10 protein-coding genes are annotated in these 13,827 nt (G+C 64.2%); 7 read left to right on the top strand and 3 right to left on the bottom strand.

Going from position 1 to position 13,827, the window contains the following annotated elements; translation table 11 throughout:
• Together aceF and lpdA are read left to right on the top strand one after the other, a co-directional pair.
• A partial coding sequence (gene aceF / locus ACN4F8_RS20295; RefSeq protein ID WP_419475224.1) for a dihydrolipoyllysine-residue acetyltransferase occupies positions 1-1,351 on the top strand: 1,351 nt, incomplete at its 5' end.
• 9 nt (positions 1,352-1,360) lie between these two features.
• Complete coding sequence (lpdA, locus tag ACN4F8_RS20290) at positions 1,361-3,232, top strand: dihydrolipoyl dehydrogenase (protein ID WP_419475223.1); 1,872 nt, start codon at positions 1,361-1,363, stop codon at positions 3,230-3,232.
• An 18-nt stretch (positions 3,233-3,250) separates the two neighbouring features.
• Here lpdA and ACN4F8_RS20285 read toward each other — a convergent pair whose 3' ends face one another.
• From ACN4F8_RS20285 to ACN4F8_RS20275, 3 genes are all read right to left on the bottom strand, one after another.
• Positions 3,251-4,144 carry a hypothetical protein gene (locus ACN4F8_RS20285; protein ID WP_419475222.1) on the bottom strand — a complete coding sequence of 298 codons (894 nt, stop codon included), beginning with the start codon at positions 4,142-4,144 and terminating at the stop codon, positions 3,251-3,253.
• A 173-nt stretch (positions 4,145-4,317) separates the two neighbouring features.
• Positions 4,318-4,866, bottom strand: coding sequence for a C40 family peptidase (locus ACN4F8_RS20280; RefSeq protein ID WP_419475221.1), 549 nt, complete (start codon positions 4,864-4,866; stop codon positions 4,318-4,320).
• 126 nt (positions 4,867-4,992) lie between these two features.
• Positions 4,993-6,651, bottom strand: coding sequence for a 4-hydroxyphenylacetate 3-hydroxylase family protein (locus ACN4F8_RS20275; protein ID WP_419475220.1), 1,659 nt, complete (start codon positions 6,649-6,651; stop codon positions 4,993-4,995).
• Between the two features lie 136 nt (positions 6,652-6,787).
• On the opposite strand from ACN4F8_RS20275, the gene ACN4F8_RS20270 reads away from it, so the two are divergent.
• The 5 genes from ACN4F8_RS20270 (at position 6,788) to ACN4F8_RS20250 (ending at position 13,773) form a co-directional block, all read left to right on the top strand.
• The gene (locus ACN4F8_RS20270; RefSeq protein ID WP_419475219.1) at positions 6,788-7,522 is read left to right on the top strand and encodes a TetR/AcrR family transcriptional regulator; all 735 of its coding nucleotides are present in this window, start codon (positions 6,788-6,790) and stop codon (positions 7,520-7,522) included.
• A gap of 79 nt (positions 7,523-7,601) precedes the next feature.
• The gene (locus ACN4F8_RS20265) at positions 7,602-8,213 is read left to right on the top strand and encodes an isochorismatase family protein (RefSeq protein ID WP_419475218.1); all 612 of its coding nucleotides are present in this window, start codon (positions 7,602-7,604) and stop codon (positions 8,211-8,213) included.
• A 71-nt stretch (positions 8,214-8,284) separates the two neighbouring features.
• Positions 8,285-10,231, top strand: a complete 1,947-nt coding sequence (locus tag ACN4F8_RS20260; protein WP_419475227.1) for a propionate--CoA ligase — start codon at positions 8,285-8,287, stop codon at positions 10,229-10,231.
• A gap of 98 nt (positions 10,232-10,329) precedes the next feature.
• Positions 10,330-10,704, top strand: coding sequence for an ArsR/SmtB family transcription factor (locus tag ACN4F8_RS20255; protein WP_069048894.1), 375 nt, complete (start codon positions 10,330-10,332; stop codon positions 10,702-10,704).
• Positions 10,705-10,881: 177 nt separating this feature from the next.
• Positions 10,882-13,773 (top strand): 2-oxoglutarate dehydrogenase E1 component, encoded by a 2,892-nt coding sequence (locus ACN4F8_RS20250; protein WP_419475217.1) that lies wholly within the window; start codon positions 10,882-10,884, stop codon positions 13,771-13,773.
• Positions 13,774-13,827: the final 54 nt, after the last annotated feature.

Here is a 13,827-nt window from a genome sequence, read left to right as displayed (position 1 = left end):
GCGAACGGAGGTTGCACCAAGCGGTCCGATCGAAATTCACGTGCCCGACATCGGCGATTTCAAGGACGTCGCGGTGATCGAGGTGCTGGTCAAACCCGGCGACAAGATCGCGCTGGAGCAAAGCCTGATCACGGTGGAGTCCGACAAGGCGTCGATGGAGATTCCGTCGTCGCACGCCGGTGTGCTCAAGGAACTCAAGGTCAAGGTCGGTGACACGGTCAACATCGGGGACTTGCTGGCGATTCTGGAGGGGTCTGTGGCGTCTACCGCCGCCCCATCCGTTCGGGCTGAGCCTGCCCTTCGACAAGCTCAGGACGATCGGAATTCAGGTCAGGCGAGCCCTTCGACAAGCTCAGGGCGAACGGAGGCGGTCGCAGCACCAGCACCCCACAACCCCACTGCCGCGGCCCCCGTCGGCCTGCCGCACGCTTCACCGTCGGTGCGCAAGTTCGCTCGCGAACTTGGCGTGCCGCTGGCCGAGGTCAAAGGCTCGGGCCTCAAGGGCCGCATCACCGCCGAAGACATCCAGTCGTTCACGAAATCCGTGATGGCCGGTGCGGTGCAGACCACCGCGCAAGCGGCCAAGGCTCCAGCGTCCACCGGCGGTGGTGGCTCCGAGCTGGGCCTGATCCCCTGGCCCAAGGTGGACTTCGCCAAGTTCGGTCCGATCGAGCGCAAGGAGATGGGCCGCATCAAGAAGATCAGCGGCGCCAACCTGCTGCGCAACGCTGTGATGATCCCGGCCGTCACCAATTTCGACGACGCCGACATCACCGACCTCGAAGCCTTCCGCGTCTCCACCAACAAGGAGAACGAGAAGAGCGGCGTGAAGGTGACCATGCTGGCCTTCCTGATCAAGGCCTGCGTGGCCGCGCTCAAGAAATTCCCCGAGTTCAACAGCTCGCTCGACGGTGACGCGCTGGTTTACAAGCAGTTCTGGCACATCGGTTTTGCGGCCGACACGCCCAACGGCCTGATGGTCCCGGTGATCAAGGACGCCGACAAAAAAGGCGTGCTGCAGATCAGCCAGGAAATGGGCGAACTCGCCAAGAAGGCGCGCGAAGGCAAGCTGAGCCCGGCCGAAATGAGCGGTGCGACCTTCACGATCTCCAGCCTGGGCGGCATTGGCGGGCGGTACTTCACGCCCATCATCAACGCGCCTGAGGTCGCCATCCTCGGCGTCTGCAAGAGCAACATGGAGCCGGTGTGGGACGGCAAGGCCTTTGTGCCGCGCCTCATGCTGCCGCTCTCGCTGACCTGGGACCACCGCGTGATCGACGGCGCAGCGGCGGCCCGCTTCAACGCGTACCTCGGCCAGATCCTCGGCGACTTCCGTCGCGTTCTTCTTTAAGGAATGACGATGGCCATCATTGAAATTCAAGTGCCCGACATTGGCGACTTCGACGAAGTGGCGGTGATCGAACTGCTGGTCAAACCCGGCGACACGGTGAAAGCTGAACAAAGCCTGATCACGGTGGAGTCCGACAAGGCTTCGATGGAGATTCCGTCCAGCGCTGCGGGCGTGGTGAAAGAGCTCAAAGTCAAGCTGGGCGACAAGGTCAAGCAGGGCAGTGTGGTGTTGACGTTGGAGGCGGCTGGGGCTGCCGCAGCGCCCCCACCCCAACCCTCCCCCAGCGGGGGAGGGAGCCAGACCCCCGCGCCGGCTGTGTCTTCGAACCCTCCCCCGCTGGGGGAGGGCAGGGTGGGGGCCTCCCCTGCTCTGGCCGCCGCTGCCTCCTTCGCCGGCGCCGCAGACCTCGACTGCGATGTTCTGGTGCTCGGCGGTGGCCCCGGTGGCTACAGCGCGGCCTTCCGCGCCGCCGACCTCGGCCTCAAGGTCATCCTGGTCGAACGTTACGCCACGCTGGGTGGCGTGTGCCTGAACGTGGGCTGCATCCCGTCCAAGGCGCTCTTGCACGTGGCCGCCGTGATGGACGAGGTCAGCCACATGGCCGATCTGGGCGTTGACTTCGGCCGGCCGGTGGTCAACATCGACAAGCTGCGTGGCCACAAGGAAAAGGTCATCGGCAAACTCACCGGCGGGCTGGCCGCCATGGCCAAGATGCGCAAGGTCACGACCGTGCGCGGCTACGGCGCGTTCGTGGGTGCCAACCACCTGGAAGTGGAAGAAACCAGCGGAACTGCGCAGGAAAAAACGGGCAAGAAGCAGGTGATCGCGTTCAAGAAGGCCATCATCGCAGCGGGTTCACAAGCCGTGCGCTTGCCCTTCATGCCCGAAGACCCGCGCGTGGTGGACTCCACCGGTGCACTCGCGCTCAAAGAAGTGCCCAAGCGCATGCTGATTCTGGGCGGCGGCATCATCGGCCTGGAGATGGGCACGGTCTACAGCACGCTGGGCGCGCGCCTGGACGTGGTGGAGATGATGGACGGGCTCATGCAGGGCGCCGACCGTGACCTGGTGAAGATCTGGCAGAAGATGAACGCCAAACGCTTCGACAACATCATGCTCAAGACCAAGACGGTGGGGGCCAAAGCCACACCCGAAGGGATCGAGGTGACGTTTGCGGCGGCCGAAGAGGGCGGCACGGCGCCCGCACCACAGGTCTACGACCTGGTGCTGCAGGCCGTGGGCCGCACACCCAACGGCAAGAAGATCGCGGCCGAGAAGGCCGGCGTGGCGGTGACGGATCGGGGCTTCATCAACGTCGACATCCAGATGCGCACCAACGTGCCACACATCTTCGCCATCGGCGACATCGTGGGCCAGCCCATGCTGGCGCACAAGGCGGTGCACGAGGCGCACGTGGCGGCCGAGGTGATCGCGGGTGAACTGCAAGGCAACCAGGAACTGGCCAGCGCCGCGTTCAACGCCCGCGTGATTCCCAGCGTGGCCTACACCGACCCCGAGGTGGCGTGGGTGGGCCTCACCGAAGACCAGGCCAAGGCGCAGGGCATCAAGGTCAAGAAGGGCCTGTTCCCGTGGACGGCTTCTGGCCGCGCGATTGCCAACGGGCGCGACGAGGGCGTGACCAAGCTGCTGTTCGACGATTCACCCGAGGCCCATGGCCACGGCAAGATCCTGGGCGGCGGCATGGTGGGCACGCACGCGGGCGACATGATCGGCGAGATCGCGCTGGCCATCGAGATGGGCGCGGACGCGGTGGACATCGGCAAGACGATTCACCCGCACCCCACGCTGGGCGAGAGCATCGGCATGGCTGCCGAGATTGCGCACGGTTCGTGCACCGACGTACCGCCTGCGCGGCGCTGATTGACCAGGCCGACCGCCTCAAGCGGTCGGCTTGATCTCGATCACGTTGGGGCCAAACGGCACGCCACGCTGCATCGCGGCGACCGTTTCCAGGAGCATCTGTTTCTCCCGCTCAGCGATCTCTGCGCGCAAGGTGTTGATGTTTGCGGCGACGATCGCGGCGATGTTGGCGGGCGTCTTGGCGGCATCCGGATCCGACAGACCGTCGATCAGTATCTGAATCAACGCATCTGCCCGATCGGCTTCCAGACCCGTGACCTTCGTGCTTTCGGTGATCAGCGCTCCCAAGTTGTGATTGCCTGCCTGGATCAACCAATTGTTGATGCCCTGCTGCATGCCCACCGGCTGGGTCAACACGGTCTGGAGCATGAGCATGTAGGCGGCGGAGCCGATCGGGAGATTCATGCGTTTGCACGCGTCGCTGATCCAACCCTTGAACGTCTTGGCGTATTCCATCCAAACGGGATCCTTCTGGGCGCTGGCCGCCATGTGCGCAGACATCAGGCAAGTGCGCAAATGCGCATCAAGCATGCTGTTTGGAGTTAGACGGCCCAACACTTTCAGGGCGTTGGTGCATGCGTCGAGCACGGGACTTTTGGGGATGCCGACGAAGGCAGGTGCCACGATGTTGTGAATTTTTCCTTCACGCTCCGTGCGCTCCGGACTCCGAAGGTGCGCCATCAACATGTAGAGCGCGAACTCGATGTCTGCCATGGTGCGCGGCAAGGTTGTCGCCAGCGCCTCCAGCAGCTTGCCTTCCTCAGGGTTGGGAAGGGTGGCTTCCCGCACGCGCTCGATGCATGCTGCTCTCGCTTGTTGTTGTTCGGGCTTCAGTGCGTTGTCAAGCAGGTTCGTGAGCAATACAGGTTTGAGCAGCAACTGGGTGGAGTCGTACTGAAATTGGGCGTACATCGAAGGGTCCCTGGTCGGTAGAGAAAGGACCGCCAGTGTCTCGCTGTGCAAATGCCGGGACCATCGCTCGGGCAGCCTACGCGCGGGGCAGCACGGGGCTGACGTTGTGATCGAAGTGGGGGATTGAGGCGCACCGGTGGCCTGTTCAGCCAGGGCCAATGCCTTGTCGCTGGTCAGGGCGCGCGCGGGCTGCTTGTCGTTCCGTCTGCAACTGGAACCACACGGCGCGCGCCGTTGAAACGGGTGTTCCAGTAAGCCATGCGCATGTCTTCCATGCGCACATGCGAGCCGGCGCGGGGCGAGTGGATGAACTTGCCGTCACCCACATAAATGCCCACGTGGCTGAACGCGCGGCGCATGGTGTTGAAAAACACCAGGTCGCCGGGTTTGAGCTCGCTGCGGTCGATCACTTCCGTGGCGGCCGCCTGCTCGTCGGAACGGCGCGGCAGGATTTTCCCCAGGGATTGTTCGTAGACGGCGCGCACGAAGCCGCTGCAATCAAAGCCGGTTTCCACCGTGTTGCCGCCGTATTTGTAGGGAACACCCAGGAAGGCCATGGCATTGATCACCAGGCTGGACGCCTGCTCGCTCACGCTGTCGCGCGCATGCTGGATCTGGCTGCCCAAGCGGGACATCAGGCCTTTGTCGGCCAGCAACGCGTCCATGTCTTCAAAGGCGGCGTCGGGAGGCGCGGCATGGGCCGCGGCTGCGAGGCTGAGCATGAGGACAGGGAGGATTCGACGCATGGCCCGCAGGGTATCGGCGATACCCCGTGAAGTCAAGCGAGAAATACCCTGCAAACCTTTGATTTTGTTGGATTTTGTACCGCCCATCCGTCAAATCGACCTTCAGCTGGATCGGCGCGAAGGCAACGTGTCCTGCACTGTCGGCAGATCGACCATGACCGGCTGGCCCGGCGTGGTGCAACCGGTGTCGCAGCATTTGCCGGGTTGGCGGTTCTTGGTGATGGCGCGTGCCGGGTCGTGCGGGGCCGCGCTCGGGCTTCCATCGGCGGCGATGCCGCGTTCCAGCAGCCGCTCGACCAGCTCGACCTTGTTGCCCACGGGATAGTTGCGCCAGATCTCTTGCTTCATGGCGGCCGGTGAGCCGCCGCCGTGCAGGCTGATCACGCTGTACCAACCGCCCTGGTAGCCCGCGGTCAGGTCTTCGATGAAGCGCGCGGTCTCGATGCGCTGTTCGTAGGGAATGTCTGGGTTGGCACGCAACACCTCGCTGAGCTTCGCGCCGGTCTCGGGGTTGTGGTCTTCGTCCGGGCCGGGCAGGGTGACGATGAGCCCGCCGCTGACGTAGTGGGCGATCCGGTGCATGTCGTAGATCTTGGTGGCCAGCAGCAGCTTGCCGATGTTGGCGAAGACCGGGTCGGGCATGAAGGTCTGGCTGTGCTCGTCCGCCTTGCCGTACACGCTGGCAGCCACACCACAGGCGTAAAAGCCCTCGGTGATGGTGATCAGTTCCACCATCTGTTCGCGCAAGTGGCTCTCGCGCCCCGGGTCGAACCCGTTGGCCTCGCACATGAGCGCACCGGCGCCGATGAGCAGGTCGCCGAAACCCGCGCGGGCCGCGATGCAGGTCTGGCGGTGGTGTGTGGCGTAGCTGTAGGTGAGGTGGCCGGAGTGCTCCCATTCACCGGCGAAGAACACGTTGTCCCAAGGCACGAAAACGCGTTCGAAGATGCAGACGCCGGTGCTCTGGCCGTACTTGCGGCTGAACAGCGCGTCGCCGTGTTCGAGTTTGTCACCCGGCCGCCCGGCGGGGCGGGCGACGATGGTCAAGCCGGGCGCGTCAACGGGCACGGCGCAGCAGACCGCGAAGTCGGCGTCTTCGCGGCCCATGTTGCGGCAGGGCATGACCAGGAGTTCGTGCATGTAGGGTGCGCCGGTGACGATGGCTTTGGTGCCGCTGATGACGATGCCGCGCACACCGTTGTGGATGGCGTTGCGCTCGACCACGTGCACGTAGCTGTCCACATTGGCTTGCTCGTGCGGTCGCCGGCTGCGGTCGCCCTTGGCGTCCGTCATCGCCACGCCCAGGGTCAGGTCCTGGTCCTGGATGCGGTGCAGGTAGTGGTGGAAACGGTCGGTGTGTTCGGTGGTGCCATGCGCGTCGTCGATGCGCGCGCTGACCTGGGCGATCGCGTTGACCGCGTCGTGGGTGAGGTAACGCTGGGCGCAGCCGGTTTCCTGGCAGATCAGGCGCACGGCTTCGAGCTTGTTGAGCAGATCGCCGCTGCTGGTGTTCAGGTGGCTGAGCCGGTTGACCGTGCGCCCGCTGGTGTGCTGCACCGCCGTCATGAGCGGGGCGTACCGGGCTTGCAAGGCGAAGTCGTAGGTCAGGCCCACGGCATTGATGCCTGGCTGAAACGCGCGCTCATCGGCCACGCTGTCGACCTGCCGCCCGTCCACGAACACGCGGGGCTTGTAGCGGCGCAAGGAATCCCGGTAATCCTGGGCGCTCATGAGCATGGGGGCGTTGTCTGTGGTGTTCATGGCGTTGAGCGTGGGTCAGTAAATTGAACGGACTGCGATCGTTTGTGCTTGCAGCAAAGATTTGAACACTGTTCAAATTTATATGCAATTGTTCAAAACTTTGAGCCATGTTGATATCGGCGGCTAAACTGCCACCATGGAAGTCCAGTTGCACGAACTCACCCCTGTCCTGTCGGCCGCCGACCAGGAGGCGATGGAGCGCCAGCAGCAGCAACGCCAGCAGCGGCAGCTGGCCATGTCGGACACCCGCCGTGCTTTGGTGCTCGACGCCGCGCGCAGCGTGTTCGCCGAGAAAGGCGTGGAGGGCGCCAGCATTCGTGAAATCGCACGTCGCGCTGGCTACACGCCGGGGGCGATCTACAGCTACTTCGACAGCAAGGAGGCGATTTACGCCGCCTTGCTGGCCGAATCGCTGGAGCGGCTCAATGCCGAGGTGGCGGCCGCTCGCACATTCAAGTTGCAGCCTCAGCTGACCCTGGCGGCCAAGGCGCAGGCCTGGTTCGGGTTTTATGCCCGCAACCCGCGCGATCTGGATCTGGGCTTCTACCTCGTGCAGGGGTTGGCGCCGCGAGGCTTGACCAGCGAACTCAACCAGCAACTCAACGGCCGCCTGCAGGATGCGTTGCGCCCATGCGAAGCGGCGCTGCAGTCCATGGGCCTGTCGCCCGATGCTGCATTGCGGGAGAACACCGCGCTGTTCGCGCACGGCGTGGGCTTGCTGTTGTTGCAACACACCGGGCGCATCCGGCTGTTCGGGCAGTCGGCGGAGTCGTTGTTCGAGACCTATGTGGAGCAGTTGGTGACGCGCCTCAGCCCAGGGGCACCAGCCACGTCGCGTGTGCTGGACCAGCAGGATTTGTTCGGGCTTTGACCGGCTGGCTCGGTTGGGAGCCATCCGCGCTGCGAAAATCGGGCATTCCGATTCCCTGAACGACACACGAAAGACACGCATGCTGCTGGACGCTGACGACTCCCAACTGGTGCTGGTGGACTACCAGGCCCGCCTGATGCCCGCTATTTTCGAGGGCCCCCAGGTGCTTGCAAACGCTGTGCGCCTGGCCCGCATGGCCCGGTTGATGGAGGTGCCGATCTGGGGCACCGAACAGAACCCGGAAAAACTGGGGCCCAACCCGCCGGAACTGCGCGAGCTGTGCCGCAAAACCTTGGCCAAGATGCACTTTGGTGCGGTGTCCGACGGCCTGGGTGACTGGTTGCGCCCGCCCGCCCGCCCGGCCCAGGGCGGAGGCAACGCGCGCAGCCTGCCCAAGCACCTGCAGAAGCCTGCCGCCGCGCCGGCCGCCGAGCGCCAGACCGTGGTGTTGGCCGGGTGCGAAGCCCACGTGTGCCTGCTGCAGACCGCGCTGGAGCTGATCGAGCAGGAACTCGATGTGTGGGTGGTCACAGACGCCTGCGGTTCGCGCACCGAGCGCAACCGCGACGCCGCCTTTGACCGGCTGGCCAGCGCCGGCGCCGAGCTGGTGACCACCGAAATGGTAGCCTTCGAATGGCTGCGCACCGCTGAACACCCGCTGTTTCGCGACGTGCAGGCCCTCATCAAATAACGCCAGTGAGGCATGCGCAGGGTTTCCCGGCGCATGTCAGCCTGTCGCAAGCAGGCTGCTCATAATTATGAATTCAATTTGAGTGCAGACCACCACCACGCCAGCAGGAGACATCCATGAGCCAAACCCAGGGCTACGCCGAGTTCTACCGCCGTTCCATCGAAGACCGCGACGCCTTCTGGACCGAACAGGCTGCCCTGGTGGACTGGAAAAAGCCGTTTGACCGCGTCTGCAACCACGACAACCCGCCGTTTGCGCGCTGGTTCGAAGGCGGGCTCACCAACCTGTGCCACAACGCGGTGGACCGGCACCTGAAAGACCGGCCCGACCAGAACGCGCTGATCTTCGTTTCCACCGAAACCGACGTGGAGCGCATCTACAGCTTTCGCGAACTGCACGCCGAGGTGCAGCGCATGGCCGCGGTCTTGCTCAGCCTGGGGGTGAAGAAGGGCGAGCGCGTGCTGATCTACATGCCCATGATTGCGGAAGCCACCTTTGCCATGCTGGCCTGCGCGCGCATCGGTGCCATCCACTCGGTGGTGTTCGGCGGTTTTGCCAGCCACTCGCTGGCCAGCCGCATCGAAGACGCCTCGCCTGTCGTCGTCGTGAGTGCCGACGCCGGCTCGCGCGGCGGCAAGGTGGTGGAGTACAAGCCGCTGCTGGATGAGGCCATCCGCCTCTCAAGCCACAAGCCGGCCCAGGTGGTGATGGTCAACCGCGGGCTGGCGCCGATGAAGCTCACCGCCGGGCGCGACGTGGACTACGCCAGCGTGCGCGAGCAGCACCTGGACACCGTGGTGCCCTGCGAATGGGTGGACTCCACCCACCCGAGTTACACGCTCTACACCAGCGGCACCACCGGCAAACCCAAGGGCGTGCAGCGCGACACGGGCGGCTACGCCGTGGCACTGGCGGCCAGCATGAAGCATGTGTTCATGGGCGAACCGGGTGAAACCTACTTTTCCACCAGCGACATCGGCTGGGTGGTGGGCCACAGCTACATCGTCTACGGCCCGCTGATCGCCGGCATGGCCACCATCATGTACGAGGGCCTGCCGATCCGCCCGGACGCCGGCATCTGGTGGCACCTGGTCGAGAAGTACAAGGTCGGCGTCATGTTCAGCGCGCCCACCGCCGTGCGCGTGCTCAAGAAGTACGACGCTTCGTTCATCAAGAACCATGACCTCTCCAGCTTGAAGGCCTTGTTTCTCGCCGGCGAGCCGCTGGACGAACCCACTGCGCAATGGATCGCCGACGCGCTGGGCAAACCCATCATCGACAATTACTGGCAGACCGAAACGGGCTGGCCGATCTTGTCCCTGTGCAACGGCGTCGAGCCAGCCAACAGCAAGTTCGGCTCACCCGGGCGTGCGGTGTACGGCTACAACGTCAAGCTGCTCGACGATCAGACCGGCGCCGAGCTCACCGAGCCCGGGCAAAAAGGGGTGGTCGCCATTGAAGGCCCCTTGCCGCCCGGCTGCATGCAGACCGTGTGGCGCGACGACGAACGTTTCGTCAAGACCTACTGGTCCAGCGTGCCAAGCAAGCTGGTCTACAGCACCTTCGACTGGGGCATCAAGGACGAGGACGGTTACTTCTTCATCCTGGGCCGCACCGACGACGTGATCAACGTGGCGGGCCACCGCCTGGGCACGCGTGAGATCGAAGAAAGCATTTCCAGCCATCCGCGCGTCGCCGAGGTGGCGGTGGTCGGCGTGGCCGACCAGCTCAAAGGCCAGGTGGCCATGGCGTTTGCCGTGGTCAAGGACGCGTCCACCCTGACCGACGACGCCTCCCGGTTGAAGCTTGAAGGTGAGGTGATGAAACTGGTGGACGAACAACTGGGCGCCGTGGCGCGCCCTGCCCGGGTGCGGTTTGTCTCGGTGCTGCCCAAGACACGCAGCGGCAAGCTGCTGCGCCGGGCGATCCAGGCGGTGTGCGAGGGCCGCGACCCGGGCGACCTGACCACCATGGACGATCCGGCCGCGTTGCAACAGATCAGGGATCTGGTGGCCTGAGGTGCCCGAACGCGCCCGGTCTGAGAAGCCGGGCGCATGGCCGTTTCGGTGCTTTCTAAGTATGATTCATGCTTATATTCACACGAGCGATGGGTGCCATGGACAAGATGATCGAATCCGAAGGCCAAGTGGAACGGGTACGGGTTTTTGAGCTCGCCGCCGAGCTCTTTGGTGTGCTGGCCACGCCCATGCGCCTGCGCATCCTCAGCGCATTGTGTGACCGTGAAAAGTCGGTTTCGCAGCTGCTGCAGGAAATCGACACCACCCAGCCCAACCTCTCGCAGCACCTGAACCTGCTCTACCGCTCGGGCGTGCTGGCCAAGCGCAAGGAGGGCACGCAGGTGATCTACCGGGTGCAGAGCGAGAAGGCGGTGATGTTGTGCCGCACGGTCTGCACGCAGATCGCGATCGAGATCGACGAACCCAGCGCCGTGCCGCCGTCGGAGCGCTTGTCGCCCCGCGTGACATCCTGACGTCACCGCGCTGTCGTCAAACTTTTTTCTCACGCGCAGCCCGTGGTGGCACAATCCCGGGTTGCAGTCAGGTCCTTCCACAGTCACTGTCGCATCCGCATAACGGTTCAGCCGTGCAGCGGAAGGTTTTTCTAACCAGCTAATGTTTCCTGCAGGGAAACGGAGGTCAGCGGATTTATGAGCGATTCCCAAGCCAATGGGGGCAACGTCTATGTTGCCTACAAGACCAACTCGTACCTCTTCGGCGGCAACGCGCCGTACGTGGAAGAGATGTACGAGAACTACCTCGCCAACCCCGGCAGCGTGCCGGACAACTGGCGTGGTTATTTCGACGCACTCCAGAACGTGCCCGCCGGCGACGGCTCTGATGCCCGCGACGTTCCGCACCAACCCGTCATCAACGCCTTTGCCGACCGCGCCAAGCAGGGCGGCACCAAGGTCGTCATCGCGGCTGGCGCCGACTCCGATCTGGGCCGCAAACGCGTCGCCGTCCAGCAGCTGATTGCGGCTTACCGCAACGTGGGCGCCCGCTGGGCCGACCTCGACCCGCTCAAGCGCGCCGAACGAGACAACATTCCCGAGCTCGATCTGGCGTTCTACGGCTTTGCCGACGCCGATCTGGAAACGATCTTCAACACGAGCAACACCTTCTTCGGCAAGGAGACGATGTCCCTGCGCGAGTTGCTCAATGCCCTGCGTGAAACCTACTGCGGCTCCATCGGTGCCGAGTACATGTACATCACCGACCAGAGCCAGAAGCGCTGGTGGCAGGAGCGCCTGGAGAGCACGCGCTCCAAGCCGGCCTACAACGCCGAGAAGAAAAAACACATCCTCGACCGCCTGACCGCGGCCGAAGGCCTCGAGCGTTTCCTGCACACGAAATACGTGGGCCAGAAGCGCTTCTCGCTCGAAGGTGGTGAGAGCTTCATCGCGTCCATGGACGAACTGATCCGCCAGGCGGGCCAGGTCGGCATCCAGGAGATCGTGATCGGCATGGCCCACCGCGGTCGTCTGAACGTGCTGGTGAACACCCTGGGCAAGATGCCGAAGGACCTGTTCGCCGAGTTCGACCACACCGCGCCCGAAGACCTGCCTTCCGGCGACGTGAAATACCACCAGGGCTTCAGCTCCGACGTGACCACCCCCGGCGGGCCGGTTCACCTTTCGCTGGCCTTCAACCCCTCGCACCTGGAAATCGTCAACCCCGTGGTTGAAGGCTCGGTGCGCGCCCGCATGGACCGCCGTGGCGATCCGCTGGGCAAGCAGGTGCTGCCGGTGCTGGTGCACGGCGATGCGGCCTTTGCCGGCCAGGGTGTGGTCATGGAAACCCTGGCGCTGGCCGAAACACGTGGTTATTCCACCGGCGGCACGGTGCACCTGGTGATCAACAACCAGATCGGTTTCACCACCTCCGACCCGCGCGACAGCCGCTCCACGCTGTACTGCTCCGACGTCGTCAAGATGATCGAGTCGCCGGTGTTGCACGTGAACGGAGACGATCCGGAAGCCGTGGTGTACGCCACCCAGCTCGCGCTCGAATTCCGCATGGCCTTCCAGAAGGACGTGGTGGTCGATATCGTGTGCTTCCGCAAGCTCGGCCACAACGAGCAGGACACCCCGAGCCTGACCCAGCCGCTGATGTACAAGAAGATCGCGTCCCACCCCGGCACGCGCAAGCTGTACGCCGACAAGCTGGCAGCCCAAGGCCTGGGCGAGACCCTTGGTGAGGACATGGCCAAGGCCTACCGCGCCGCCCTCGACGACGGCCGCCACACGGTGGACCCGGTGCTGACCAACTTCAAGAGCAAGTTCGCGGTCGACTGGAGCCCCTACCTCAACAAGAAGTGGACCGACAGCTCCGACTCAGCCATTCCCATGGCCGAGTGGAAGCGCCTCTCGGAACGCCTCACCTCGATCCCCGACACCATTTCGCCGCACCAGTTGGTGAAGAAGGTGTACGCCGACCGTGCGGCCATGGGCCGTGGCGAGATTCCGGTGGACTGGGGCATGGGCGAGCACATGGCGTTTGCATCCTTGGTGGCCAGCGGCTTCCCGGTGCGCCTGTCGGGTGAAGACTGCGGCCGTGGCACGTTCACGCACCGCCACGCCGTGATTCACGACCAGAACCGCGAGAAGTTCGACGAGGGCACTTATGTGCCGCTGCAGAATGTGGCCGACAACCAGGCCCCGTTTGTGGTGATCGACTCGATCCTGTCCGAAGAAGCGGTGCTGGCCTTCGAGTACGGCTACGCCTCGAACGACCCGAACACGCTGGTGATCTGGGAAGCGCAGTTCGGCGATTTCGTCAACGGTGCCCAGGTGGTGATCGACCAGTTCATCGCGTCTGGCGAAGTGAAGTGGGGCCGCGTCAACGGCATCACGCTGATGCTGCCGCACGGCTACGAAGGCCAGGGCCCGGAGCACAGTTCGGCGCGCCTGGAGCGCTTCATGCAGATGGCCGCCGACACCAACATGCAGATCGTGCAGCCGACCACGGCCAGCCAGATCTTCCATGTGCTGCGCCGCCAGATGATCCGCGGGCTGCGCAAGCCGCTGATCATCTTCACGCCCAAGTCGCTCCTGCGCAACAAGGACGCGACCTCGCCGCTGTCCGAGTTCACCAAAGGTGGTTTCCAGACCGTGATCCCCGACCAGAACGCCGACGTGGCGAAGAAGGCGGACAAGGTCAAGCGCGTCATCTGCTGCTCGGGCAAGGTGTACTACGACCTGGTCAAGAAGCGCGAGGAGCGCGAGTCCGACGACGTGGCCATCCTGCGCGTCGAACAGCTCTACCCGTTCCCGCACAAGGTGTTTGGTGCCGAGCTGCGCAAGTACCCCAACGCCACCGACATCGTGTGGTGCCAGGACGAGCCGCAAAACCAGGGCGCCTGGTTCTTCGTGCAGCACTACATCCACGAGAACATGTTGGATGGTCAGAAGCTCGGCTACGCCGGGCGCGCTGCGTCGGCCTCGCCGGCGGTGGGTTATTCGCACCTGCACCAGGAACAGCAGAAGAACCTGATCGACGCCGCCTTCGGCAAGCTCAAGGGCTACATCCTCACCAAGTAAGCCGCTCGCGCCGCCTCGCCCGTGGATGACTCATCCCGGGCTGGCTGGCACAGC

It is taken from the genome of Hydrogenophaga sp. (genome assembly GCF_048549895.1).
In the GTDB taxonomy this organism is placed as follows: domain Bacteria; phylum Pseudomonadota; class Gammaproteobacteria; order Burkholderiales; family Burkholderiaceae_C; genus Hydrogenophaga.
Note: the sequence above shows the minus strand (reverse complement) of the source record. Positions and strands in the feature narration are given on the sequence as shown.